This window comes from Blautia sp. HCN-1074, assembly GCF_037890165.1.
Taxonomy (GTDB): domain Bacteria; phylum Bacillota; class Clostridia; order Lachnospirales; family Lachnospiraceae; genus Blautia_A.
Genome location: NZ_JBBKBP010000004.1, coordinates 21575 through 45486, shown reverse-complemented (window position 1 = coordinate 45486; position 23912 = coordinate 21575). Strand labels below are relative to the sequence as shown.

The window sequence follows — 23912 nt, the reverse complement described above, 5'->3', positions numbered from 1 at the left end:
TGGGAATACGCTCTGGCATGGTTATCTGTATCAAAGGACATTTAAGATTATAGCATTTCAGGAAAATACGGGAAGGAGAAGATGGTTATGCCAACCACATATGCACACGATTTATTTGGAAAAGAAGTATACAAAAAACTGCCGTCAGATATGAAGGCGCTGATTCGCAGACATGGAGATCTTTACAGAATCGGTCTGCATGGACCGGACATTCTGTTCTACTATATGGTTTCAAAGAATCCGGTTACTCAGTTTGGAATCGATATGCATCATGAGAAGGCAAGAGCCTTTTTCGAAGAAGGAATGCGCCAGGTACGCAGAAACAATGATGAAGCGCTCCTTGCGTATCTTCTGGGATTTGGCTGCCATTATATGTTTGACTCAGCATGCCACCCATATGTGAACCAGATGGCCGCAGAAGGAGTCGTCCCTCATATCGTTCTTGAGAAAGAATTTGATCGTGTGCTTATGGAAGAAACCGGCAAAGATCCGGACCACTATTACCCGGCTTGCGGTATTGTCCCGAAAATGGAATATGCAAAAGTTATTCACAGAGCTATTCCGCTTGTAAAAACCATAAACATTTATCTTTCTGTCAAAATGATGAAAATTCTTACAAACTTTATGGTATGCGATGACCAAGGAAGAAAACGCAGAATCATTGGAAAAATCCTGAGCTTTGGAGGAAAATCCATCGGCTCCGTAATCGAACACTTTATGACCGCCGAGGCGGTAGAACAGGCAAAGGCGCCAATCCCTGAATTAAAGAGGCTGTATCAGGAGGCAATCCCCGAAACAGCAGAATATCTGAAGGAACTTTATACCTTAAGAGAAGGTGCATATCATCTGAGCGCACGATGGAATCGCACCTATAATGGCTGAGACATTGGCAATTATATCGAAATAATTCGGGCGTTTATGAAATATCATATCGGTTAGTCATATTCCGGACATGTTGGCATAAGTTATTTAATAAATAAATGCCAGGCAGGTGAGGTGGAATATGAGGATGAGACATATTGCCGCTGTCACGATCGTGACGGCGGTATTGTTGTTTACACAGACTTCTGCTTCCGTACAAGGAGGAGAAAATAAGATACCTCAGATGGTAGATATGACACCGGCTATCGAGGAACCGTCAGAACTACACGCATTATCGGCAGTCTTGATGGATGGAGATTCCGGCAGAGTGCTTTATGAAAAGGATGGAAAGACACCTCTTGCAAATGCCAGCACAACAAAAGTACTTACCTGTATTGTGGCATTGGAGAGTTCGCCGGGAGACGATTATGTACAGGTTTCCCAGAATGCAGCTTCCCAGCCGGAAGTCAGGCTGGGACTTCAGAAAGGAGAACAGTACTATCTGGAGGATCTTTTATATTCTCTGATGCTGAAAAGTCACAACGATACAGCAGTCGCCATCGCAGAACACTGTGGAGGAACAGTGGAAGGCTTTGCCAGAATGCTGAACCGAAAAGCAAAACAGATTGGATGTAAGGATACGTACTTTATTACGCCAAACGGTCTGGATGCGCAGGACGAAAATGGCAAACATCATACGACAGCAGAGGATCTGGCACTGATCATGCGGTATGCCATCAAAAATAAAACTTTCCTGCACATTTCCCAGACCAGAGATTACACTTTTTCAGAAATCACAGGAAAACGGACTTTCTCCGTACATAATGCCAATGCACTGCTTGATATGATGGACGGTGTTCTCGCAGGAAAAACAGGCTATACTTCTCAGGCAGGGTACTGCTATGTGTGCGCCTGGGAAGAGGAAGGGAAAACTTTTGTAGTCAGTCTTCTTGGCTGCGGATGGCCCAATCATAAAACATACAAATGGAGCGATACAAAAAAACTGCTAAGCTACGGGGCCTATAATTATGACTATGAAACCTACTGGCAGGAGCCACATACGAGTAAGATTCTGGTAACAGACGGGGTGGAAAATATGCAGAATATAGGTGAGAAAGTCTATCTGAGGGGTAAATGCAGCGTAACATCCGAGGACCGTGAAAAAGAAATACTTCTCAAAAAAGGGGAGGCAGTAACCTGCAAGACGGAAATTCCACAGAAGGTAAGCGCCCCGGTTCTGAAAGGAGAGAAACTGGGACGTATCGCTTATTATCTGGATGGAAAACTGATCGCTTCCTATCCTGTTTATGCGGAAAGATCTGTAGAGAAGATCAGCTTTAAATGGTATACAGAAAAGGTATTTCACGATTTTTTCCATTAAAAAACTTAATGAAAGAGCTGAAAAGGCAGGGAAAAGAGATAAAAAGACAACGAAAACAGGTTGATTTCAGGAAGAAGGATGTCTATAATAAATACGGAGAGATTTTCTTAAAGTATGTAAGGGAATCTCTTCATATCCTGAATACAGGCATAAAACGTACAAAACAGGCAGCAAAAGTTTTTGATGGAAACATTATCGGATATATTCACACACAGGGCCGCAATTTTATCCCAAAGCTGGTCAGAGCCTTGCCATAGAATCATTTATTGAATTCATAGAAAAAAACTATAGAATCAATGAAACAATTTAATGATTTAAAGGGTTGCTATGAAAAAGCAACATTGATATAATAAAACTTAACAGTCGGCATTTCATGTATCAACCAGTTGATAGTTTGGTGACACATCAGCCGTTCGTGAAAAAGTTTATGGCAATTTTGCAGAATAAGTAAATTGTCATAGGAAAGACAGAGGAAAGAGATATGAATCAGTTAGAAGTACTCAGAGAGAGCCTGGGACAGTGTGATGAGATCATTCTGGATGCCCTTATTATGAGAAACAGAATCGTAGAGGACATTATGGCATACAAAGAGGCTAATGGACTCCAGATCTTACAGCCAGAGCAGGAAGCAAAGCAGAAAGAGTGGCTGGAGAAGAGAATGGAAGGCAGACGCCATAAGGATGAAGTCGCAGACGTATTCGACAGCATCCGTACCAACAGTAAGAGAATCCAGGCAAGAAAACTTTTCAACTACAACATCGTACTTATCGGATTTATGGGCGCAGGCAAGTCTACAATCTCCGATTTCCTTAAAACAGTATTTGCCATGGATATAGTAGAGATGGATCAGATTATTGCCGAGAGACAGGGAATGAGTATTTCTGATATTTTTGAGACATATGGCGAGCAGTATTTCCGCGACCTTGAAACAAACCTGCTTATCGAAATGCAGTCTCGCAGCAATGTAGTAATCTCCTGTGGTGGTGGTACTCCGATGAGAGAGTGCAACGTAGTTGAGATGAAGAAGAATGGCCGCGTGGTATTACTTACTGCGAAACCAGAGACAATCCTTGACCGTGTCAAAGATAACCACGACCGTCCGCTGATCGAGAACAACAAGACTGTTCCGTTCATCACAGATCTGATGGAGAAACGTCGCGCAAAATACGAGGCAGCAGCAGACATTATCATCGAAACAGATGGCAAGAGCGAGCTTGAAATCTGTGAAGAACTGGTTCACAGACTTCGCGCTATGGATGAGAAATAAATATAGCTATTCAAAATAATCTGTTATTTTGACATATCCGGTTAATAGGGGCAGCTCACGATAACAAATGAACAGATATATTGTAAAGATATGAAATAGCTACAGACAATAGAAATGGCATTTACAGGAATTAATTAACTTTCCTGTAAATGCCATTTCTGACTTTATAGAGTTATATCTTTTATAGATATGCAGGATTCCATAAACAGGAATCCTGATCTGATTCTAACTTGTCTTATAATCCCATTCCTCTTGTGCCTGTTCTATGACATATTTCTTAAATGCTTCCACAACCGGTGGATGATAAACATCCTTCAGCATTGCCATATAGAAGTTTCTCTGCCAGCTCGGAGAGACAAGAGGAAGAATCTTTACATTCAGAGACTGCAGGATAGGAATATCCGGTGCAACACAGATTCCGAATCCATTTGACACAAATCCGGCCGCAACCTGATCCTCGTCAATCTCATACGACACATCAGGGCTCTGACCGATACATTTAAACAGTCCGTCAACAATCTGCCTCAGTCCGCTTCGTTTCTTAAAAATAATCTGCTTATAAGGAATCGTTTCCTCCAGACGTACCTCATCCTGCGCAGCCAGCGGATGATCCGGCGGCACGATCACGACCAGCTCCTGTCTGGCCACAGGTGTAAACTCGATCAGAGGCTCGTTATCAATCTTGGAACAGAAACCAAGATCGTACTTCTTTTCTTTTAACCCATTTAAAATATCAGCTGTTAAAACTTTGTCACAGTATAGGTTGAAATCGATCTTTTTCGTCGGATTTGTCTCAAGAAATCCCCGCATAATTTTCGGAACAAAGTCAATTCCCAGTGTACGCAGGAATGCAACATCGATACAGCCTTCCCCTTTGCCTGCCAGCTTCAGATTGTTTACAGAAGAATCCAGACGATTTAATATCTCTTCTACATCTTTCAGGAAAACCTTACCGTATTTGGTAAGAGTGACATTTCTGCCATTTTTTTCAAATAGTTTTACGCCCAGTTCCTCTTCCAGAGTAGAGATCGCGTAGCTCAAAGAAGGCTGGGTGATCGCAAGAATATCAGCGGCTTTTGTGTAATGCTCGATATGAGCTAATGTGGAAAAATACCGCAGATGATACAGATTCATAAAAAGATGCTCCTTTCTTCATATGTAATTTTTTGACAGCAGTAATTCGCTGCTGCTGTAAAGGCTACTGTTCACATTGTGCCCGGTAACCTGCAAATAATTAAAAAAATTTTCGGGTTAATATTTTTTAGATCATATGAAAATCTCCGAAAATATAGTTATTTTTGCACAAATAGTCCGCGCTGTATTTGTCATATTGGCATATTATACCATGATGTATTGAAAAAATCTATGGATTGACAGGGTAGAACTAATTTGTTTTATATTTAACAAAGATATATAATGCTTATATCAAAAAGGTACAAAATATTTCCAAAATATGTAATAAAATTATGCGATTTTTATGAGGAGGACGAAAAATGTCAAAAGAATTTCCAATTACAATCAGTTCCTGGACACTGGGAGATCAGTGCAAATTTGAAGATAGGGTCATCGCTGCAAAGAATGCCGGATACGAAGGAATCGGTCTTCGTGCAGAAACCTATGTAGATGCGCTGAATGAAGGACTTTTTGACAAAGACATTCTGGCTGTCTTAGACAAACATGGTATGAAAGTAACAGAGGTTGAGTACATCGTACAGTGGGCAGAAGAACATCGTTCTTACGAGCAGAAATACAAAGAACAGCTTTGCTTCCATATCTGTGAATTATTTGACGTAAAACAGATTAACTGTGGTCTGATGGAAAACTACTCTGTAGAATATACTGCTCAGAAATTAAGAGAATTATGCCAGAGAGCAGGAAAATATATCATTGGTGTAGAGCCAATGCCATATAGTGGAATCCCGGATATGAAAAAAGGATGGGCAGTTGTAAAAGCAGCTGACTGCGAAAACGCAAAACTGATCATGGACACATGGCACTGGGTAAGAGCAAATCAGCCGATCGACCTTTCCGTAATCGAAGAGATCCCGGCAGACAAGATCGTATCCATCCAGATCAACGATGTATGGGAAAGACCATATGCAACAACAATCTTAAGAGACGAATCCATGCATGACCGTCTGGCACCTGGAACAGGAATCGGATGCACTGCAGACTTTGTTAAGATGGTAAAAGCAAAAGGAATCAAACCAAACGCTATTGGTGTAGAGGTTATCAGCGATGCAATCCTTGCAAAAGGACTTGAATACGCAGCAAATCATACTTATGAAAACACAAAGAAAGTACTCGAAGAGGCATGGCCGGAAGTACTTCAGTAAGTATCTGACATAAAAATACCGAAAATATAAAAAAATCCAGTGAAAAAGGAGAAGGTTACATGAAATTTAACGCAATGTTTCAGCCGATCAACATCGGTCCAATGACAGTAAAGAACCGCTTCGTAGTTCCGCCAATGGGAAACAACTTCGCAAACACAGACGGAAGCATGAGCGACCAGTCCGTTGCTTATTACCGCGAAAGAGCAAAAGGTGGTTTCGGTCTGATCACGATTGAAGCAACAGTTGTACATCAGGGTGCAAAAGGCGGCCCGCGTAAACCTTGCCTTTATGATGACTCCACAATCGAAAGCTTCCGCAAGGTAGTAGATGCCTGTCATGCAGAGGGGGCAAAGGTTTCCGTACAGCTTCAGAATGCAGGCCCGGAAGGAAACGCAAAGAACGCAGGAGCACCGATCGAGGCAGCAACCAGCATTCCGTCTGACTGCGGCAGAGACACACCGAAGGAAGTTACAACAGAAGAAGTTTATGAACTGGTAAAAGGCTACGGTCTTGCAGCAAAGAGAGCAATTGAAGCCGGTGTGGACGCAGTTGAAATCCATATGGCACATGGATATCTGGTAAGTACCTTCCTTTCCCCAAGAACAAATAAAAGACTGGATGAATTTGGCGGTTCTTTTGAGAACAGAATGCGTTTCTCCCGTCTGATCATTGAAGAAGTTAAGAAGATGACAGAAGGAAAGATCGCTGTTCTTGCCAGAATCAACAGCTGTGATGAAGTGCCGGGTGGCCTTGATGTGCATGACAGCGCTGCAATCGCTGCATATCTGGAAGGATGTGGACTTGATGCGATCCATGTATCTCGCGCCGTTCATATCCGCGATGAATTTATGTGGGCACCGACAGTAACACATGGTGGATTCTCCGCTTCTCAGGTAGAAGAGATTAAACGTGCCGTATCTATCCCGGTAATCACAGTTGGACGTTATACAGAACCGCAGTTTGCAGAATTAATGGTAAAAGAAGGACGTTGCGACCTGGTTGCTTTCGGCCGTCAGAGCCTTGCAGATCCACATATGCCATTAAAAGCACAGGAAGAAAGACTGGAAGATATGATCCCATGTATCGCATGTCTTCAGGGCTGTGTTGCAAATATGTATGCAGGAAATCCAATCTGCTGTCTGGTAAACCCATTCCTTGGACATGAAGCTGAGGGAATCGCTCCGGCAGAAAAAGCTAAGAAAGTTATGGTAATCGGTGGCGGTGTTGCAGGTCTTTGCGCTGCATTTATCGCACAGGAAAAAGGTCATCAGGTAACACTTTATGAAGCAAGTGATAAACTTGGCGGAAATATGCGCCTGGCTGCTTATCCTCCGGGAAAAGGCGACATCACAAACATGATCCGCAGCTACATCGTTCGCTGTCAGAAAGCTGGCGTAACGATCAAAATGAATCAGGAAGTAACTCTGGATCTTATCAAGGAAGAAAAACCAGACAGCGTAATTGTTGCTTCCGGTTCCAGAACACTGATCCTTCCGATTGAAGGAATCGACAATCCTGCAATCATTCATGGATCTGATCTCCTTGATGGTAAGAGAGCAGCAGGTAAGAAAGTTCTTGTCGTAGGCGGCGGAATGGTTGGATGTGAGACAGCTGCATTCTTAGGTGAGCAGAACCATGACGTAACAGTTATCGAGTTCAGAGATACTGTAGGTGCAGACGTGATCCACGAGCATAGAGTTTACCTGATGAAAGACTTCGAAGATTACGGAATCAAAGAAATCACAGGTGCAAAAGTATGCAAATTCTATGAAGATGGCGTAGAGTACGAGACAGCCGACGGTCAGAGACATGAGTCCAGAGGATATGATTCTGTTATCCTTTCCATGGGATTCAGAAACTACAATCCATTCGGCGAAGAAATCAAAACAATTGTACCGGATACTTATGTGATCGGTGATGCGATCCGTGCAAGAAGAGCACTCGATGCGACAAAAGAAGCATACGAAGTAGCTTCTACATTATAATCAGATAACAAATGAAAAAACATCCAGGTATACTTTTTGTATATCTGGATAACAAGAAGAAAATTTCAGGAGGAACAAGAGGAAATGGAACAGAGAATCAAAGGAACAACAGGATTAATGGCACTCATCGGAAGCCCGGTAGGACATTCAGGATCACCGGCAATGTACAACTTCAGCTTCCGTTATCACAACCTTGACTATGCTTACATGGCATTTGACATCAAAGAAGATCAGGTTCCGGCAGCATTAGATGCTATTCGTCTGTTCAAAATGAGAGGCGCAAATGTAACAATGCCTTGCAAGAATAAGGTAGCTCAGTGTGTGGATGAACTTTCACCGGCAGCAAGAATCGTTGGCGCTGTAAACACAATCGTAAACGAAGACGGAAAACTCATCGGACATATCACAGACGGTATCGGATTTGTACGTAACTTAAAAGAGAATGGTGTTGATATCAAAGGTAAAAAGATGGTAGTTCTTGGAGCAGGCGGAGCTGCTACAGCTCTTACTGTACAGTGCGCACTTGACGGAGCAGCATCCATCGCGATCTTCAACCCGAATGATCCATTCCTTGACAGAGCCAAAGGAACAGCAGAAAAACTTGCAAAAGAAGTTCCGGACTGCAAAGTAAGTGTATATTGTCTGGATGATCAGGATAAATTAAAAGAAGAGATCGCAAACGCTGATATTCTTGCAAACGGTACTCTGGCTGGTATGAAACCACACGATGACCTTTCTCTGGTTGACAAGTCTATGTTCCATCCAAACCTTGTTGTGGCTGATTGTGTATACAATCCGGAAGAAACAAAGATGGTTAAAGAAGCAAAAGAAGCAGGCGTAAAACTTGCTGTAGGTGGTAAAGGAATGCTTCTGTGGCAGGGCGCTGCAGCTTACAAACTTTACACAGGTCTTGAGATGCCTACAGATGAATACCAGAAGTTTCAGAAGGAAAACGAAGGGAAATAATTAGAAATGGGAAAGACTAAGAAAACAAATTTAGTGGTTACTTCCATTGCGTTGTACTTTACTTATTTTATTCACGGTTTTGGTGCGTCCATTATGGGACAGTACAAGCCGGAACTTTCCGGAGCATGGGGATCTGAAATCAGCGGTGTTGTAGCAGTTATCGCAGCACTGGGACTTGGACGTCTGATTTCCCTGCCATTTTCCGGACCTCTCTCTGATAAATTCGGACGTAGATTAAGCGGTATCATTGGTGTTCTGTGCTATACAGCATATTTCATGGGAATCGCTTATGCACCTAACATGGGTGTTGCCTATGCATTTGCTATCATCGGTGGTATCGCAAACTCCTTTTTGGATACCTGCGTAAGCCCGACCTGTATGGAAATTTATGTAAATAATCCTTCCGTAGCGAACATGTTTACAAAATTCTCCATGTGTATCAGCCAGTTCTTACTGCCATATATGATCGGAGCTGTCGCATCAGCAAACATGTCCTACAGAACGATCTTTATCGTTGCAGGTGTTGCAATCTTTATCGATGGTATCCTGATCCTTTTCCTCCCATTCCCGGAAAGAGGAAACAAGACAGCAGCCGCAGGACAGAAGACAAAGAGCAAATTAAAAATCACACCGGCTGCACTGGCAGCGATCCTGATCGGATTTACAAGTTCTTCTACATTTATGCTGTGGCTAAACTGTAACAAAGAACTTGGTATGTTATACGGAATGACCAGTGATCAGGCTGGTAAGATCCAGTCCTTCTATGCAATAGGAACATTCGCAGCAATCCTTTGCTCCTCTGTTCTTATCAAGAAAGGTTTAAAAGAGATCAACATCCTGATTCTTTATCCGGCAATTTCCACTGTCACACTGTTACTGTGCTACTTTATCCAGAGCCCGACCATGTGTCTGATCGGTGGATTTGCAATCGGTTTTGCAGGAGCAGGCGGTGTTCTTCAGCTGGCTACTTCCACAACTGCAGAGTTCTTCCCGGAGAACAAAGCGACAGCAACTTCCATGGTAATGATCGCGTCCAGTATTGCTAACTACACGATCTTAAGCCTTGCAAGCTACATCACTAAGGTAGGCGGAGAAGGAGCCCCGAGAATGATCCTTCTTCTGAATGCAGGTGTTACTGTGGCAGGTATTTTACTTGCAATCTTTGTAAAGAAAAACAAAGAAGCTTAGAAATATAGCAAGTTTATTAAAGCAATTTCAGACACGCTATGACGATAGTGGCTGAAATAAGAAGTCAATAATTAACCCCATGAGAGAAATGAAATCCAACCCAGCTCGGATGTGTTTCTGAGCGGATTGGATTTCATTTAAGCGACGATTGTCTAAAAATTAACAAAAAAGATAGAAAGCATACGCTGAAATATAGAAATATTCTGTAAATATTCAATAATCTGCTATCCCGGGAGGTTGCTGAATAGTTGCTAAATTCTAACAAAATAATGTTAAAGGAGAAATTGTATGGCACATACAAGAGCGCAAAGAAGAGAAAATGAACTGCCCTACATCCCCTTTGGACCATTTCAGATAAGACTTCCTTTTATACACTATAAGATAGAATCTGTTGAGTTCATTCAGGGTCTGATCCTGGGCGTTACGGCACTGGCTGCTGTTCCATATCTGGAGCAGTATCTGGGGCTTCCTTATGAACTGGCATGGAGCTGTGTAATCATTGAGACATTTCTTTACCTGTTACACAGTCTGCTGGGCGATCCGGTCGTACCGGGCTGGATCACACCGACACTGCCATTAACTATTGTATTCCTGGAAGGTTTCCCTATGGGAAAAGAGCGAATACAGGCAATGATCGCATTACAGATGCTGGTAGGTCTGGTATTCATCTTCATGGGTGTGACCAAACTGGCAGATAAATTTGTCCACGCAGTTCCCGATTCTGTCAAAGGTGGAATTCTCCTCGCAGCGCCTGTTACGGTTATGGCAGGACAGCTGGGAGAGGGCGGAAACATGCACAAATATCCACTTGCAATTGTGGCAGGTGTAGGACTTCTGATCCTGATCAGTTTCTCAGACAAATATCAGGAGAAAAGAAAGACAAACAAATTCCTTGATCTGGTTGCCAGATATGGAAATCTGTTCCCGTACTTGATTGCTATGGTGGTGGGACTTCTTGTAGGAGAGTTGGACAAACCAGGTCTAGAGATCGGAACTTTTATCAAGATTCCACAGTTTAAAGAGATTATTGATCAGGTAAGTATTTTTGGTGTGGGTATCCCGCCGCTTTCTATGTATATTAAGGCTTTACCACTTGCGTTGGTATGCTATGTTATCGCATTTGGTGATTTTGTCACAACAGAAACCCTGGTTACAGAAGCACGGCAGGCTCGTGATGATGAATACATTGATTTCAATTCCAGCCGTTCCAATATGATCAGCGGTCTGAGAAACCTGATTCTTTCCATCATTGCACCATTTCCGCCACTTTCCGGTCCGTTATGGGTAGGGATGACTGTATCTGTATCTATGAGATACAAAGAAGGAAAGAAAGCAATGAAATCCCTTCTTGGAGGAATGTCCTCTTTCCGTCTGGCGACATTTTTAAGCGTGCTTATTATCCCGGTAGTAAGCTTCTTCCGCCCCATTTTTGGAGTAGGATCTTCCATTACTCTGATGTTCCAGGCATTTGTATGTGCGAGAATTGGTATGGATTATTGCAAGAGCGACAGAGACAAGATGATCGCAGGCGTAATGGCAGCAGTCCTCGCAACTCAGGGAACCGCATGGGCATCTGCATGGGCTCTGGCAGTAGGCTTCGGACTGAATATTTTTCTGTCCAACTGGAACCCCTTTGAGAAAAACCATAGATGATTAATGAAATCTGTGCTATAATCAGGTAAATTAAATGAAGAAGGGATGAATGCAATTATGATGTATTCGTTTATGACATTGAATGATGATACAGAAATTACTCATTCGGAAATGAAAGCAGATGGGAAAGTAAAAGTCTATATAGAAACTCCTGATGAATTTGGAGGATTCCACAATGCTACATGCTGGCTTCCTGATTATAGGTGGGAGGATATTGAAGGATATTCCGATACCGAGATGGCATATTTTAAGCAGTTAATCAGAAATAATGCTCATCTTATTATTGAATTTTCGCAGGAAGGAGGCATTTTAAATGCCGCAAATTCTTAGGATTGGACCATATAGTATTTATTTTTGGTCCAATGAAGGAGATCCCTTAGAACCAATTTATGTTCAGATATCAGAAGGAAGAGCCAGTGCAATAGCTACTAAAATATGGATTACCAGTACTGGAAAAACTATTCTCAGCAATAATAATTCTAAAATTCCGGAAAAGATACTGAAAAGGTTAATGAGAATGATAGAAGCCAATAGTTCCGATATTATTGATGAGTGGTTAAACCGTTTTGGAGAAATTCGATATTTTTGTTAAAAAATACCAGCTTTTATTTGCTGGTATTTTTTTATTATTGTGAAGGATTCTGAGACAAAGATACGGTTCTGGATAATTCAGGTTGAAAAAAAGAAGGCTCTATATTAATGGCTGAGGAAGGCAGTACAATATCAATAATAGTACCTTCGCCAGGTATACTGTCTACCAAAAGCCCATATTCTTCTCCATAATAACTGCGTAACCTTTGATTTACATTTGCAAGTCCGATGGAGTGATGCCCTTTTGGAGAAGTTTTGTTGCAATCCTGTAAAACTTTTAATTGTTCCGGCGACATTCCGCTTCCGTTATCAGCAACCAGAAAATGAAGTAATTCGTTTTCAAGTTGACAGGAAATGCTGATATAACATTCATTTTCTTTGTTAGAAAAACCATGTTCCACACTATTTTCTACAAGTGGCTGGAACAAAAATACAGGAAGATTCATCTGCAGAAATTCCGGAGGGATATTAATATCATAGCAGAATTTTCCGGGAAAGCGTATATTTTGGATAGTCATATAGCGCTGTACCTGCTGGAGTTCTTCCTGAAGAGTTGCAACAGGAAATTTTTCCAGATTATACCGTACAAGTTCAGACATACAGGTAGCAATGGTTTCAATCTCAGGTACATTATGAATTTCGGCAAGTGACTTGATAACATTTAAAGTATTATGGAGAAAATGATGATTTATCTGAAATTGCAACATTTGGACCCGCATTTGTTGTTCGGCAATCTGAATTTCATAATTTTGTTTCAGACTTAGAAAGAGACGTTGGCTCATTCCATTAAAGCTGTCAATCAGTTTACACAATTCCTGATTGGAACCGCAGGATTTCAGATCAATCTGTGCTCCATCGGAAGGATCCAAAATATCGATTTCATGACATAGATTGGAAACCGGACGGGTAAGTATTCTGGACAGGAAAATTGCTAGGATAAGTCCAAGCAATGCGCAGAATAGAAAAATCCCCAGGTAACTGATGATAGTGTCATGAAAAGTGTGAGTGATTTTTTCATTACTTATAATCTGAACAATATGCCACTGGGTAGTGTAATTAATGCATCCATTAATTACAAACTGCCCCAGAGATGTCTTCAGAGTACTTTGATCGATTGCATCCTGTGAAGTTAGAGTATTGCTGAAGTCTTCAAGTTTGGACAAAACAGAAGAAGATATATCTGCTTTTGAAAAAGATGCAAGATTAATTGTGCATGTAAGTTTATTATCAGCATTATAGATTAAAAGTGTGTTTTGTGTTTCGCAGGATGAAGATAGGATTTCCATAATTGGAGTAAAATCTATTTCTGCATAACATAGTCCTGTTTCCCGATAATCGTATCTATCCAGTAAAATTTTGACCATTGGAAGAATACTGTGTCCGGTACTGGAGTCTGTCTGCAGAGGGGCAAAATATGTCCGGTTTTTAGAAGTTTCAGCTAGTTTTTTCCATTTTTTCATATTAGATTCAATTGTATGACGCTGCTGCGATGTCTTTACATTGTATTCAAAAGAGTAACCGTATCTATTTTGAAAATAGACGGTAAGCATAGAACTGTTCAATTGATTTGTTTGGCGCATTAAATTTCGAAAAACATTGAAATCCTGAGCATATGACAGATAATCTTTTTCGTAATTAGTTATCATGGCTTTACGTGCGTCATCGTTGAGAAGCGGAGTATCTGCTATTTTTAGTGCATTTTCAAGAAGCGTATCAAGAGACTGGTTCATTTGCGTCAGTGTTGCAGCAGTAGACGTATTATATTCTGAAGTAATTGTACTGGTTTTTGAAATGGCATTTATTGTGCTTAGAAGAACCGTTGGAAAAATAACAAGAATAAGTGATGACAGAAAAATCTGCATACGAAAAGATAACTGATGTATTTTTTTCATAAAAACCTCCAGATATTTGTGATAGAATATTTTTAAAGAATTATAACATGTATTTTTTACAAAAAATAGAAAATATCCTAAGAAATTTTCTATTTTTATAAAACAATCTTTCTATTTTTTTGAAAAGAAGTTTATTATACTGTTTTCAACGGTCAGGGAACTTTGCAAAGTAGAAGACAGTAGAAAATTCTGGAGGTTAGAGAAAGATGACAAAGAAAGAGCGTGTACTGGCAGTAATGAAAAAAGAGCAGGTGGATATGATTCCGGCTGGATTCTGGTTTCATTATAAATCAGATTATACAGTGCAGCAGATGATTGATGAGCATATGAAATTATTCAGAACTACAGATATGGATATTATTAAAATTATGCAGGATTACCCATATCCGATTTCTGGAAAGATAACCTGCGCGGATGACTGGTACCATATCCAGGTAAAAGGAACAGACTCTGAAGAATTTGCAAAAATGGCAGAGATCATAAGAGGAATAAGAAAAGAAGCAGGTAAAGATGTTTTGATCTTCCAGACAATGTTTGGACCTTTTAAAGCTGCATCTATGACTTTTGGTGATGATGTTCTGATGAAATACAGTAAAGAAGCTCCAGAGGCAGTTGCGGCTGGTGTTAAGATTATTGCAGATGCATTGGAAGAGTGGACAAAGGGATATCTGGAGGCAGGAGCAGATGGCATATATTATTCTGCACAGTTTGGTGAAATCGGAAGATTTGAAAAAAATGAATGGGAAGAACTTGTGCGCCCATATGATCTTCAGATTTTAAAAGTAGCAGAGGAAATGCCAGAGAAATATAATATTCTTCATATTTGCGGTGAACCGGAATATCAGTTTGAAACACATGTAGAATGGTTTAAGAATTATCCGGCTGATTTGATTAATTGGTCAGTGAAAGATAATCATTTCAGTCTGGAGCAGGGACGTGAACTTTACAGCAGCGCGATTCTTGGTGGAATGAATAATAAGGGTAATGTATTGAATGGCTCTGAAGATGCAATCCGAGAAGAAGTAAAAGGAATTTTGGACGCGTTTGGAACAAAAGGAATTATGATAGGAGCTGACTGTACGATTCAGGGCGAAAATATCAGCCTTGATCTGATTAAAACAGCAGTGGAAGCGGCACATGCATACAAGAAATAAAAAGTAAAAGGAGAAATATATTATGGGTAAGAAGAGTTTGGCAGCATTACTTTGTGCAACAATGGCAATGACAGCATGTATGTTACCTGCAACAGCAGCAATGGCAGATGAACCATTAAAAATTGAATTCTTTCAGCAGAAGGGAGAAGAAGGACCTCAAAAGGGATATAAGGAGATTATTGATAAGTTCAATAAAGAAAATTCAGATATAGAGATTGAAATGAATACAGTTCCGGATGCAGGAACAGTTCTTACATCCAGAATTTCTTCTGGTGATATTCCGGTGATTTTTTCCGATTATCCAACACAGACACAGTTTAAACAGAAAGTTGCCAATGGATATGTACAGGATCTTTCTGATCAGGATTTCCTAAAAAACGTCAATGAATCCGCACTGGAAATGACAAAACAGGAAGATGGTGGATATTATGCGCTTCCTTACAGCCGAAACTATATTGGAGTTTACTATAACAAAAAGACCTTTGAAGATAATGGATTAGAAATCCCGACTACATGGGAAGAGTTTACTGCAGTATGTGATAAGTTAAAAGAGGCAGGAATTACTCCTATTGGAATGCATGGAAAAGATCCGGGACGTGTAGGACATCTGTTCCAGGCAGCAACTGTTGCATGGGCACCGGATGGTGTGGAAACTATCGGAAAAGTTGTTTCCGGAGAGGCAAAAATTGAAGGAGACGAAGAATTTAAAAATGTATTTGAAAAGATGAACACACTTCTTTCCTATGCGAATGAAGATGCACTGGCACTTTCTGATACAACATGTTACGAAAACTTTGTAAATGGTGAATATGCAATGACGATTACAGGTTCTTATGCGAGAGGAACTATCCAGTCTATTAACCCGAATCTGGAAATTGGTGTATTCCCACTTCCAAATGATACTTATGATGATACTAAGTGCTTATCCGGTATTGATGCTGCAATTTGTGTATCTGCACAGGCAAGTGATAAGGAAAAAGATGCAGCATATAGATTCCTTTCTTATCTTGCTGATCCTGAAAATGCACAGATATTCTGCGATAATGACGGTGCACCATCCTGTATCACAGGTGTTACAAGCAATGATGATGGAATCAAACCTATGGTAGATATGATTAATGCCGGAAAAACACATGACTGGATGGCGTCTACAATTGATAACAATGTAACTACTGACCTTTATAATGTAGTGCAGGGATTCTGGGCAAATAAAGATGTAGATGCAGTTATGAAAGACATGGATGCATCAATTGAAATTTCAAGCGCACAGTAAAATATTAAACGGCTCAATGTAGAAAAACCGTATACGTTCAAAAAAGATTGCTGCGTAAGAATAATGATTCATTGGCAGCAATCTTTTTTTGAACCTGGATTTGATAATAATAAACAAAGCCTTTTAAGAGGAGTGCTATATGAATAATACAAAAAGAAAAAAGTTATCGGGCAGAGTGACGTTTTTTCTGTTTACACTGATACCGGTAGTGCTTTATACATTTTTTTATGTGGTATCTGTAATCAATGGTATTCGATACAGTTTTACAGACTGGGATGGAATGGCTCAGAAAATGAATTTTATCGGGTGGAAGAATTATAAGATATTGCTCAAAAATCCGAACTTTTGGAATGCTATAAAAACAACGGTGATTTACAGTGTATTGCTGGTGATTGGTGTAATTGTAATATCACTGATTTTGTCAATTTCACTGAATTCACTGAAAAAGTTTAAGACATTAGTAAAATCCGTGTATTTTGTTCCGGCAATGATTGGTGGTGTTACAATTGCACTGATCTGGGATCAGATTTATTATCGAGTGATTCCGGTAATCGGGAAAGCACTGGGAATTTCCTGGTTATCTAACAGCGTTCTGATGTCTGGAGATACGGCGTTGCCTGCAGTTGTATTTGTACAGATATGGCAGGCGGTTGCGATGCCAACGGTAATCTTTATAGCCGGTTTGCAGCAGATTCCAGAAGAGCAGTATGAATCTGCCAAAATTGATGGTGCCACAGCTTTTCAGCGTTTCAGGTATGTTACATTTCCTTATTTGCTTCCAACAGTAACAGTAAATCTTATACTTACAATTAAACAGGGATTTACCTCATTTGATTTTCCGTACGCACTTACCGGAGGTGGACCTGTCCGGGCAACAGAAGTAATAGGAATTCTGATATATAATGATGCGTTTAAAAATATGCGATTTTCCATGGCAAATGCAGAAGCATGTATATTATTTGTGATTGTTGCGATATTCTCACTTACGCAGTTGAAACTGACAAGTAAAGGAGGGACGGACTGATGAAGATAAAAGCAGGAAATGACGAAAGAGTATGGCTTTTTTTTAGAAATATTATTTTGATCGGTGGATTACTCCTGATTTTATGCCCTCTTTGGATGGTGCTGATCAACTCATTTAAAACATTGGAGGAGGCCGGAAAAAATTTCTTTGCGCTTCCTTCAAAACTGAATCTGGAAAATTATATTGAGTTGTTTACTAACAGTAATTACTGGATTTTTTTGAAAAATTCATTTAAAATAACAGTAATATCCATCATTTTGATTTTGATTTTTGTTCCGTCTGTTTCTTATTCTATTGCAAGAAACTTTAACCGGAAGTATTACAAAACAATTTATTTTTATATTATGATGGGGTTATTTGTTCCGTCGCAGGTAGTATTGTTGCCTGTAACCAAAATGATGTCAAAGTTAAATATGCTTAATCATGCGGGACTGATTATTCTGTATGCGGCATTTGGCCTGACGCAGGGAGTATTTCTGTTTGTAAATTATATCAGAGGTCTTCCTTACGAAATTGAGGAGTCTGCACAGATTGACGGTTGCAGTGTATTTCAGACATATGTAAAAATAGTACTTCCTCTGGTAAAGCCTATGATTTCTACGTTGCTGATCATGGATACTTTGTGGATCTGGAATGACTTTATGCTCCCTTTACTAATTTTAAACCGTTCACAGGCTATTTGGACACTTCCTCTTTTTCAGTATAATTTTAAGACAGAATATTCTTTTAACTATACAATGGCGTTTACGGCATACTTACTTGCTATGTTGCCTATGTTGATCATTTATTGTATGGGACAGAAATACATAGTCAAAGGACTGACAGCAGGATCTGTAAAAGGTTGATCCTGTAGAAGTAGTATATTGCGGGCGAAAGGAGAATCATGAAAAGTGAAGGTGCTGGTTGTAGAAGATGAATTTTATGCAAGAAAAGCCATGATAAGACAAATCAAAAAATATGATCAGGATGGACTTTTTGAGATATCGGAGGCATCTAATGGAGAGGAAGGCTGGGAATTTTGCGAAAAATATAAACCAGAACTTGTCTTGACAGATATTCGTATGCCTAAAATGGATGGGATACAGCTTCTTCAGGAGATCCGCAATAATGAATTAGAAATAAAAGTAATTATTCTGAGTGCTTACTCTGATTTTGAATATGCTCGCAGTGCAATTGTAAATGGAGCTTCAGATTATCTACTGAAACCAATTGACGATACGGCTCTGACAGAATGTCTGAATAAGTTTGTCACTCAGCATAAAATAGAACGAAAAGAAGCTTTGCTATCCAGAAAAGATATGGCAACACAATATATTTTGAACAGTATTCAGGAATCAAAATATTCCGGTTTTATAGAGAAAAATATGTTTGAAAGAGTGTTTTCGAAATATCAGCTAGGTGTTTTCCTGTTTCTTCATGATAAGCCGAGACAGGAAATCTTTCTTACAGAATTGGAAGAAAGCTGCGGAAGTATCATGCTGACGAAGATTCGGTTTGTAGAATTGAAACCGGATATGTGGATACTGCTTGTAAAACCGGAGGGTGATATGCTGTTTTTCTGGAGACGTATCAGAAAACTGCTGGAGAAAGAGGATTCCCAGGTTAAGATGGGAATCAGTAATGTGTATGGTGCAAAAGATTCTGTTTTAGATGCTTTTAGAGAAGCGGTTACTGCAGTAAAGAGCAGAATTTACAAAGGGGAATCTCTGATTTTTGCGAAGGAAATAAAGCAGGAAGATTTTTCAGAATATTACCTTGAAAAAGGAATAGAAAGAGAACTGGAACAATATCTAAAGGAAGGGAATGAAGGCAAAACAGGGACAACGCTGGATAAACTTTTTAAAGATATTGAGAAAGTTCTCCCAATCCGAATAGAATGTCTGGAACTTTTGTATTCACAGATTATCCTTATATACCGAAGAACGATTCGAATGGAAAATCATGATAAAGAATTAGACAATCTGTCAGAAGGTTTTTTGAAGTTTGATTCTGTTTTGGAGATTGAAAGCTATCTCAGGAGGATTGCGGAAAATATTTGTCATATGCAGCCGCAGAAACAATCAGACGAGTTGACCAATACGGGAATGGACATTGTGGAGAAGATGAGCGAATATGCAGTCAATAACTACAATATGGACATTACAATCCGGAATCTTGCGGAAAATGTATTTTTCATGAATCAGAGTTACATCAGCCATTTATTTGCTGAGAAGAAAGGAATTAGTTTTTCTGCATTTCTGCGAATGATTCGGATTTGTCATGCTAAGGAATTTCTGGCTGATGCGAGATGGTCCGTAACAGATGTTGCATTGATGTCGGGTTATAACGACACCTCACAATTTATACGTATTTTCCGGCAGGAAACAGGAATGACGCCAAAGAAATACCGAATATTTCTGAAAAATGGAGGAAGTGAAAATGAATCCAGGGAAAGTTGAATGGAATGAAGAAAATAAGCCACAGCTTGATATGGAATTATTAGAACAATGGATCTCCAGACAGGAAGATCAGATGCGAGAAGATATTGCAGCATTGATCAGAATCCCGAGTATTGCTGATCAGCAGGATGCAATTCCGGGGGCACCATATGGAAAAAAATGCAGGGAAGCACTGGAACAGATGCGAGCATTTGGATTGAGAGAACAGATGGAGACAGAAGATATAGACGGACACTGTCTGACTATTGCTACAGGCAAAGGGAATGTTGAGATTGGAATATGGAATCATCTGGACGTAGTTCCGGAAGGAAAAGGATGGATATATCCGCCCTATACGTGTACAGAAAAGGATGGCTATTTAATTGGGCGTGGAGTACAGGATAATAAAGGTCCTGCAGTTGCTGTTTTATATGCAATGAAATATTGCAGGGAAAAAGAAATTCTGAATAATATTAAAGTAAGGCAGATTCTTGGATGTCAAGAAGAAAGCGGTATGACAGATGTAGAATATTATCTGAAATACAAAAAAGCACCGGAATATTCTTTTGTTGCTGATTGTGGATTTCCCGTATGTTGCGGAGAAAAAGGACATTGTATTGTGTTGATGGAAACTGTTAGTGCAGTAGAGGGGATTCTGGAATTTGACGGAGGGACTGCGCCTAACAGCGTGCCGTCTTTTGCTCATGCGGTTGCGGAGAACAAAATAGGACAAAAGAGCGAAGAAACAGCAGTGGGAATCAGTGGACATGCAGCTTTCCCGGATGGAACTCAAAATGCAATAGGTATACTTTGTGGAAAGTTGAAAATGCAAAATTTTCCTAAACAGACAAAAAGAGCATTAGAATTTGTGGAGAGACTTTCAGAAGGCGGTTATGGGGAAAAAACAGAAATTTGTTGTTCTGATGAATGTTCTGGTAGACTGACATGCAATATAGGTCAGGCATTTCTGCACGAAGGACATTTGAGAATAGTGATTGACATCCGTTATCCAGTTACTAAAAAAACAGAAGATTTTCTTCCGAAGCTGCAAACAGAAGCTGCTAAATCAGGAATTCGCATCATTGGTATTGAAGACAGCAGACCATATTATATGAATCCGGAACAGCCTTTCATACAGACTCTGATGGAAGCATGGAGGGAGGTTACAGGTCTTGAAGGCAGACCGTTTGTTATGGGAGGAGGAACTTATGCGAGGAAAATTCCCAATGCAGTGGCATTTGGCCCTGGACAGGAGCGAAATCTAGACAGGCTCGGACTTCCAAAAGGACATGGAAACTGTCATTGTGCAGATGAAGCGGAATTGTTTGAAAATCTGAAGAATGCAGTGAAAATATATGTTTTTGCACTTAAAAAACTGGACAAAAGAATAAAAGAAATACGTTAACTAAAGAGAAATACATAAATTAAGTATAATACAGGAGGATACAAAAAATGAAAATGTTTCAGATTAGTGACAAAATAAACAATGTATCAAGAATTGGAATTGGATGCATGAGAATTACAGGTTTATCTGATGAAAAAGCGGTAAGGAGTCTGACTGAAGGAGCACTGGAGTGTGGAATTAACTTTTTTGATCATGCAGATATTTATGCAGGCGGAGAAGCCGAAACGGTATTTGGAAATGCGCTGACACCTCAGTTGCGTGAAAAGATGGTGATTCAGACAAAATGTGCCATACGTCCGGGTATCTGTTATGATTTTTCAAAGGAATATATTCTGAATTCTGTAGATGGAAGTTTGAAACGTTTAAAAACAGATTATGTAGATATATTACTTCTTCATCGTCCAGATGCGTTGATGGAGCCGGAAGAGGTAGCAGAAGCATTTGAAATTCTGGAAAAAAGCGGAAAAGTAAAAGCATTTGGTGTAAGCAATCACAATCCGATGCAGATTGAATTATTAAATCAATACTGTGGTGGAAAAATCTGTATTAATCAGATACAGTTTTCAGCAGTTCACTGTCCAACTATTGATGCAGGACTAAATGTAAACATACATAATGATGCAGGATGTAATCGTGATGGTGGTATTATCGAGTATGCAAGACTGAAGAAAATGACATTGCAGGCATGGTCTCCGTTCCAGTATGGAATGTTTGAAGGAATATTTATTGGAAACGAGAAATTTCCGGAACTGAATAATGTGTTAGATCGTCTGGCAGAGAAATATGGGGTAACACAGAATGCAATCGCAGTTGCGTGGATTATGCGTCATCCTGCAGGAATCCAGACAATTGTAGGAAGTACAAATCTGAAAAGAATTCAGGATATAAGTAAAGCATCCGATATTGTTCTGAGCCGTGAAGAATGGTATGAAATTTATCTTGCAGCAGGAAAAATGCTGCCGTAAGAAAAAACATATCATCTAAATTAGATGGTAAAGAACTTTGCTTGACAGTTAGGAGAAGAGAGAGCGCATTCATGGAAAAAAAAGTGTATGAGAGTTATCTGGAGATTCTCAGAGAAGAACTTGTTCCTGCTCTGGGATGTACGGAACCTATTGCGATTGCATATGCAACAGCAACAGCAGCTTCTGTGCTGGAAAAAGTGATAAAAACAGATGATGATGGAAATAAAAAATATGATGGACATTTAAATCTTTATTGCAGTGGAAATATAATAAAAAATGTAAAAAGTGTTACAGTACCAAATTCAGGAGGAATGAGGGGCATTGAAGCTGCTGCAGTTCTTGGAATGGTTGGTGGTCAGGCAGAACGAAAACTGGAAGTACTGGAAGGAATTACAGAAACTGAACGCATTCAGACAGCAAAACTTCTCGAAACACAATTCTGTACATGTTATCTTGAAGAAGGAGTAGAGAATCTTTATATCCGTGCAGAACTTACACAAAATGGACATAGAGCAGTTGTGGTTATAGAAAATAAACATACGAATATTGTCCTAATCAAAAAAGACGATGAGATACTGTTGGAAAAGAGGGGCTTTCAGCAGAAAAAAACAGAGAAAAAACAGGATAAAAGAGATTTGTTGAATGTAGCAGATATTCTGGAGTTTGCAGAAATTGTGGATATAAAAGAGATAGAGGAAGTCATAGGACGCCAGATTGCCATGAATACAGCAATTTCTGAAGAAGGTCTGCGTAATCATTACGGAGCAGAAGTGGGACGTACCCTGCTTCGAGCATATGGTGATGATGTTAAAGTACGTGCCAGAGCAAAGGCGGCAGCTGGATCTGATGCAAGAATGAATGGATGCTCTATGCCAGTAGTTATTAATTCCGGGAGCGGAAATCAGGGAATGACCTGTTCTCTACCAGTCATCGAATACGCCAGAGAACTTAAAGTTTCTAAAGAGAAAATGTATCGTGCACTGGTTGTAAGCAACTTAATAGCGATTCACCAGAAAACTTATATTGGAAGTCTGTCAGCTTACTGTGGAGCAGTAAGTGCCGCATGTGGAGCAGGAGCTGCCATATCCTGGTTAAACGGTGGTGATTACAATGCAATATCTAAAACAATCACAAATGCTCTTGCAAATACAAGTGGCATTGTATGTGATGGAGCTAAGTCTTCATGTGCTGCTAAAATCGCTTCAGCAGTAGATGCAGCAATTATGGCATACGCTCTGGAGGATGCAGATCATTGTTTTCAGGCAGGCGAGGGATTGGTACGTGATAATGTTGAGGATACAATCCGAAATATGGGATACGTAGGAAGAGTTGGAATGAAAGATACAGATGTTACAATCCTGAATTTGATGATCGATCAGAAAAAAGTATAAAAACAAAGGACCTGTCAGGTTTCGACAGGTTCTTTGTCATGGGAATTTTAAGGAGTATTATTTGAGCAAATATTTATTTGCCGTATATCTCATGGGATAGCAATCATCTGTTGCCGGATATGAGTGATACCAGGCGACTATAGGCAAGAATAACATCTGATAT

21 protein-coding genes are annotated in these 23912 nt (G+C 39.9%); 19 read left to right on the top strand and 2 right to left on the bottom strand.

The window, feature by feature from the left end:
* Positions 1-87: 87 nt before the first annotated feature.
* The 4 genes from WKT11_RS05175 to WKT11_RS05160 all read left to right on the top strand — a co-directional run bounded on the left by WKT11_RS05175 (position 88) and on the right by WKT11_RS05160 (position 3509).
* Positions 88-882, top strand: coding sequence for a zinc dependent phospholipase C family protein (locus WKT11_RS05175; protein WP_178413998.1), 795 nt, complete (start codon positions 88-90; stop codon positions 880-882).
* A gap of 127 nt (positions 883-1009) precedes the next feature.
* On the top strand, positions 1010-2242 hold the full coding sequence (locus tag WKT11_RS05170) for a D-alanyl-D-alanine carboxypeptidase family protein (protein ID WP_117674791.1): 1233 nt from the start codon (positions 1010-1012) through the stop codon (positions 2240-2242).
* Positions 2243-2250: 8 nt separating this feature from the next.
* Positions 2251-2499 (top strand): hypothetical protein, encoded by a 249-nt coding sequence (locus WKT11_RS05165; RefSeq protein WP_147348955.1) that lies wholly within the window; start codon positions 2251-2253, stop codon positions 2497-2499.
* Between the two features lie 224 nt (positions 2500-2723).
* Positions 2724-3509 carry a shikimate kinase gene (locus WKT11_RS05160; protein WP_117674793.1) on the top strand — a complete coding sequence of 262 codons (786 nt, stop codon included), beginning with the start codon at positions 2724-2726 and terminating at the stop codon, positions 3507-3509.
* Between the two features lie 225 nt (positions 3510-3734).
* Here WKT11_RS05160 and WKT11_RS05155 read toward each other — a convergent pair whose 3' ends face one another.
* Positions 3735-4643, bottom strand: a complete 909-nt coding sequence (locus tag WKT11_RS05155; RefSeq protein WP_340283036.1) for a LysR family transcriptional regulator — start codon at positions 4641-4643, stop codon at positions 3735-3737.
* Between the two features lie 359 nt (positions 4644-5002).
* Between WKT11_RS05155 and WKT11_RS05150 the strand changes: the two genes are divergently transcribed.
* From WKT11_RS05150 to WKT11_RS05120, 7 genes are all read left to right on the top strand, one after another.
* Positions 5003-5845: a sugar phosphate isomerase/epimerase family protein gene (locus WKT11_RS05150; RefSeq protein WP_117674795.1), complete on the top strand. Its 843-nt coding sequence runs from the start codon at positions 5003-5005 to the stop codon at positions 5843-5845.
* Between the two features lie 59 nt (positions 5846-5904).
* The gene (locus tag WKT11_RS05145) at positions 5905-7830 is read left to right on the top strand and encodes an oxidoreductase (protein WP_117674796.1); all 1926 of its coding nucleotides are present in this window, start codon (positions 5905-5907) and stop codon (positions 7828-7830) included.
* Positions 7831-7914: 84 nt separating this feature from the next.
* Positions 7915-8796 (top strand): shikimate dehydrogenase, encoded by an 882-nt coding sequence (aroE, locus tag WKT11_RS05140; RefSeq protein ID WP_117674797.1) that lies wholly within the window; start codon positions 7915-7917, stop codon positions 8794-8796.
* A gap of 6 nt (positions 8797-8802) precedes the next feature.
* Complete coding sequence (locus tag WKT11_RS05135; protein ID WP_117674798.1) at positions 8803-9984, top strand: MFS transporter; 1182 nt, start codon at positions 8803-8805, stop codon at positions 9982-9984.
* A 288-nt stretch (positions 9985-10272) separates the two neighbouring features.
* Positions 10273-11637, top strand: a complete 1365-nt coding sequence (locus WKT11_RS05130; protein WP_117674799.1) for a hypothetical protein — start codon at positions 10273-10275, stop codon at positions 11635-11637.
* 57 nt (positions 11638-11694) lie between these two features.
* Positions 11695-11967 (top strand): hypothetical protein, encoded by a 273-nt coding sequence (locus WKT11_RS05125; RefSeq protein ID WP_117674849.1) that lies wholly within the window; start codon positions 11695-11697, stop codon positions 11965-11967.
* The gene (locus WKT11_RS05120) at positions 11951-12229 is read left to right on the top strand and encodes a DUF4160 domain-containing protein (protein ID WP_117674800.1); all 279 of its coding nucleotides are present in this window, start codon (positions 11951-11953) and stop codon (positions 12227-12229) included. The genes WKT11_RS05125 and WKT11_RS05120 overlap by 17 nt, the downstream gene beginning before the upstream one ends.
* 34 nt (positions 12230-12263) lie before the next feature.
* Here the strand turns inward: WKT11_RS05120 and WKT11_RS05115 are convergent, their stop codons facing one another.
* Positions 12264-14120, bottom strand: a complete 1857-nt coding sequence (locus WKT11_RS05115) for a sensor histidine kinase (protein WP_117674801.1) — start codon at positions 14118-14120, stop codon at positions 12264-12266.
* Between the two features lie 206 nt (positions 14121-14326).
* On the opposite strand from WKT11_RS05115, the gene WKT11_RS05110 reads away from it, so the two are divergent.
* The 8 genes from WKT11_RS05110 (at position 14327) to WKT11_RS05075 (ending at position 23749) form a co-directional block, all read left to right on the top strand.
* Positions 14327-15274: a uroporphyrinogen decarboxylase family protein gene (locus WKT11_RS05110; protein WP_117674802.1), complete on the top strand. Its 948-nt coding sequence runs from the start codon at positions 14327-14329 to the stop codon at positions 15272-15274.
* A gap of 22 nt (positions 15275-15296) precedes the next feature.
* Positions 15297-16547 carry an ABC transporter substrate-binding protein gene (locus tag WKT11_RS05105; protein ID WP_242986720.1) on the top strand — a complete coding sequence of 417 codons (1251 nt, stop codon included), beginning with the start codon at positions 15297-15299 and terminating at the stop codon, positions 16545-16547.
* 139 nt (positions 16548-16686) lie between these two features.
* Positions 16687-17571, top strand: a complete 885-nt coding sequence (locus WKT11_RS05100; protein ID WP_008704485.1) for a carbohydrate ABC transporter permease — start codon at positions 16687-16689, stop codon at positions 17569-17571.
* Positions 17571-18416 carry a carbohydrate ABC transporter permease gene (locus WKT11_RS05095; protein ID WP_029676922.1) on the top strand — a complete coding sequence of 282 codons (846 nt, stop codon included), beginning with the start codon at positions 17571-17573 and terminating at the stop codon, positions 18414-18416. The genes WKT11_RS05100 and WKT11_RS05095 overlap by 1 nt, the downstream gene beginning before the upstream one ends.
* Before the next feature lie 45 nt (positions 18417-18461).
* A complete protein-coding gene (locus WKT11_RS05090; protein ID WP_117674803.1) occupies positions 18462-20009 on the top strand; it encodes a response regulator in 1548 nt (515 codons plus the stop codon).
* Positions 19990-21393, top strand: coding sequence for a M20/M25/M40 family metallo-hydrolase (locus tag WKT11_RS05085; RefSeq protein ID WP_117674804.1), 1404 nt, complete (start codon positions 19990-19992; stop codon positions 21391-21393). Before WKT11_RS05090 ends, WKT11_RS05085 begins: the two co-directional genes overlap by 20 nt.
* Before the next feature lie 47 nt (positions 21394-21440).
* Positions 21441-22358, top strand: coding sequence for an aldo/keto reductase (locus WKT11_RS05080; RefSeq protein WP_340283014.1), 918 nt, complete (start codon positions 21441-21443; stop codon positions 22356-22358).
* A gap of 71 nt (positions 22359-22429) precedes the next feature.
* Complete coding sequence (locus tag WKT11_RS05075; RefSeq protein ID WP_117674806.1) at positions 22430-23749, top strand: L-cysteine desulfidase family protein; 1320 nt, start codon at positions 22430-22432, stop codon at positions 23747-23749.
* Positions 23750-23912: the final 163 nt, after the last annotated feature.

Bases quoted from the DNA above. Each gene is read 5' to 3' on its own strand.
- WKT11_RS05075 (WP_117674806.1), top strand. From the start codon at position 22,430: ATGGAAAAAAAAGTGTATGAGAGTTATCTGGAGATTCTCAGAGAAGAA.
- WKT11_RS05100 (WP_008704485.1), top strand. From the start codon at position 16,687: ATGAATAATACAAAAAGAAAAAAGTTATCGGGCAGAGTGACGTTTTTT.
- WKT11_RS05115 (WP_117674801.1), bottom strand. From the start codon at position 14,120: ATGAAAAAAATACATCAGTTATCTTTTCGTATGCAGATTTTTCTGTCA.
- WKT11_RS05105 (WP_242986720.1), top strand. From the start codon at position 15,297: ATGGGTAAGAAGAGTTTGGCAGCATTACTTTGTGCAACAATGGCAATG.
- WKT11_RS05110 (WP_117674802.1), top strand. From the start codon at position 14,327: ATGACAAAGAAAGAGCGTGTACTGGCAGTAATGAAAAAAGAGCAGGTG.
- WKT11_RS05150 (WP_117674795.1), top strand. From the start codon at position 5,003: ATGTCAAAAGAATTTCCAATTACAATCAGTTCCTGGACACTGGGAGAT.
- WKT11_RS05120 (WP_117674800.1), top strand. From the start codon at position 11,951: ATGCCGCAAATTCTTAGGATTGGACCATATAGTATTTATTTTTGGTCC.
- WKT11_RS05125 (WP_117674849.1), top strand. From the start codon at position 11,695: ATGATGTATTCGTTTATGACATTGAATGATGATACAGAAATTACTCAT.
- WKT11_RS05095 (WP_029676922.1), top strand. From the start codon at position 17,571: ATGAAGATAAAAGCAGGAAATGACGAAAGAGTATGGCTTTTTTTTAGA.
- WKT11_RS05170 (WP_117674791.1), top strand. From the start codon at position 1,010: ATGAGACATATTGCCGCTGTCACGATCGTGACGGCGGTATTGTTGTTT.
- WKT11_RS05145 (WP_117674796.1), top strand. From the start codon at position 5,905: ATGAAATTTAACGCAATGTTTCAGCCGATCAACATCGGTCCAATGACA.
- WKT11_RS05080 (WP_340283014.1), top strand. From the start codon at position 21,441: ATGAAAATGTTTCAGATTAGTGACAAAATAAACAATGTATCAAGAATT.
- WKT11_RS05130 (WP_117674799.1), top strand. From the start codon at position 10,273: ATGGCACATACAAGAGCGCAAAGAAGAGAAAATGAACTGCCCTACATC.
- aroE (WP_117674797.1), top strand. From the start codon at position 7,915: ATGGAACAGAGAATCAAAGGAACAACAGGATTAATGGCACTCATCGGA.
- WKT11_RS05085 (WP_117674804.1), top strand. From the start codon at position 19,990: ATGAATCCAGGGAAAGTTGAATGGAATGAAGAAAATAAGCCACAGCTT.
- WKT11_RS05175 (WP_178413998.1), top strand. From the start codon at position 88: ATGCCAACCACATATGCACACGATTTATTTGGAAAAGAAGTATACAAA.
- WKT11_RS05160 (WP_117674793.1), top strand. From the start codon at position 2,724: ATGAATCAGTTAGAAGTACTCAGAGAGAGCCTGGGACAGTGTGATGAG.
- WKT11_RS05135 (WP_117674798.1), top strand. From the start codon at position 8,803: ATGGGAAAGACTAAGAAAACAAATTTAGTGGTTACTTCCATTGCGTTG.
- WKT11_RS05155 (WP_340283036.1), bottom strand. From the start codon at position 4,643: ATGAATCTGTATCATCTGCGGTATTTTTCCACATTAGCTCATATCGAG.
- WKT11_RS05165 (WP_147348955.1), top strand. From the start codon at position 2,251: ATGAAAGAGCTGAAAAGGCAGGGAAAAGAGATAAAAAGACAACGAAAA.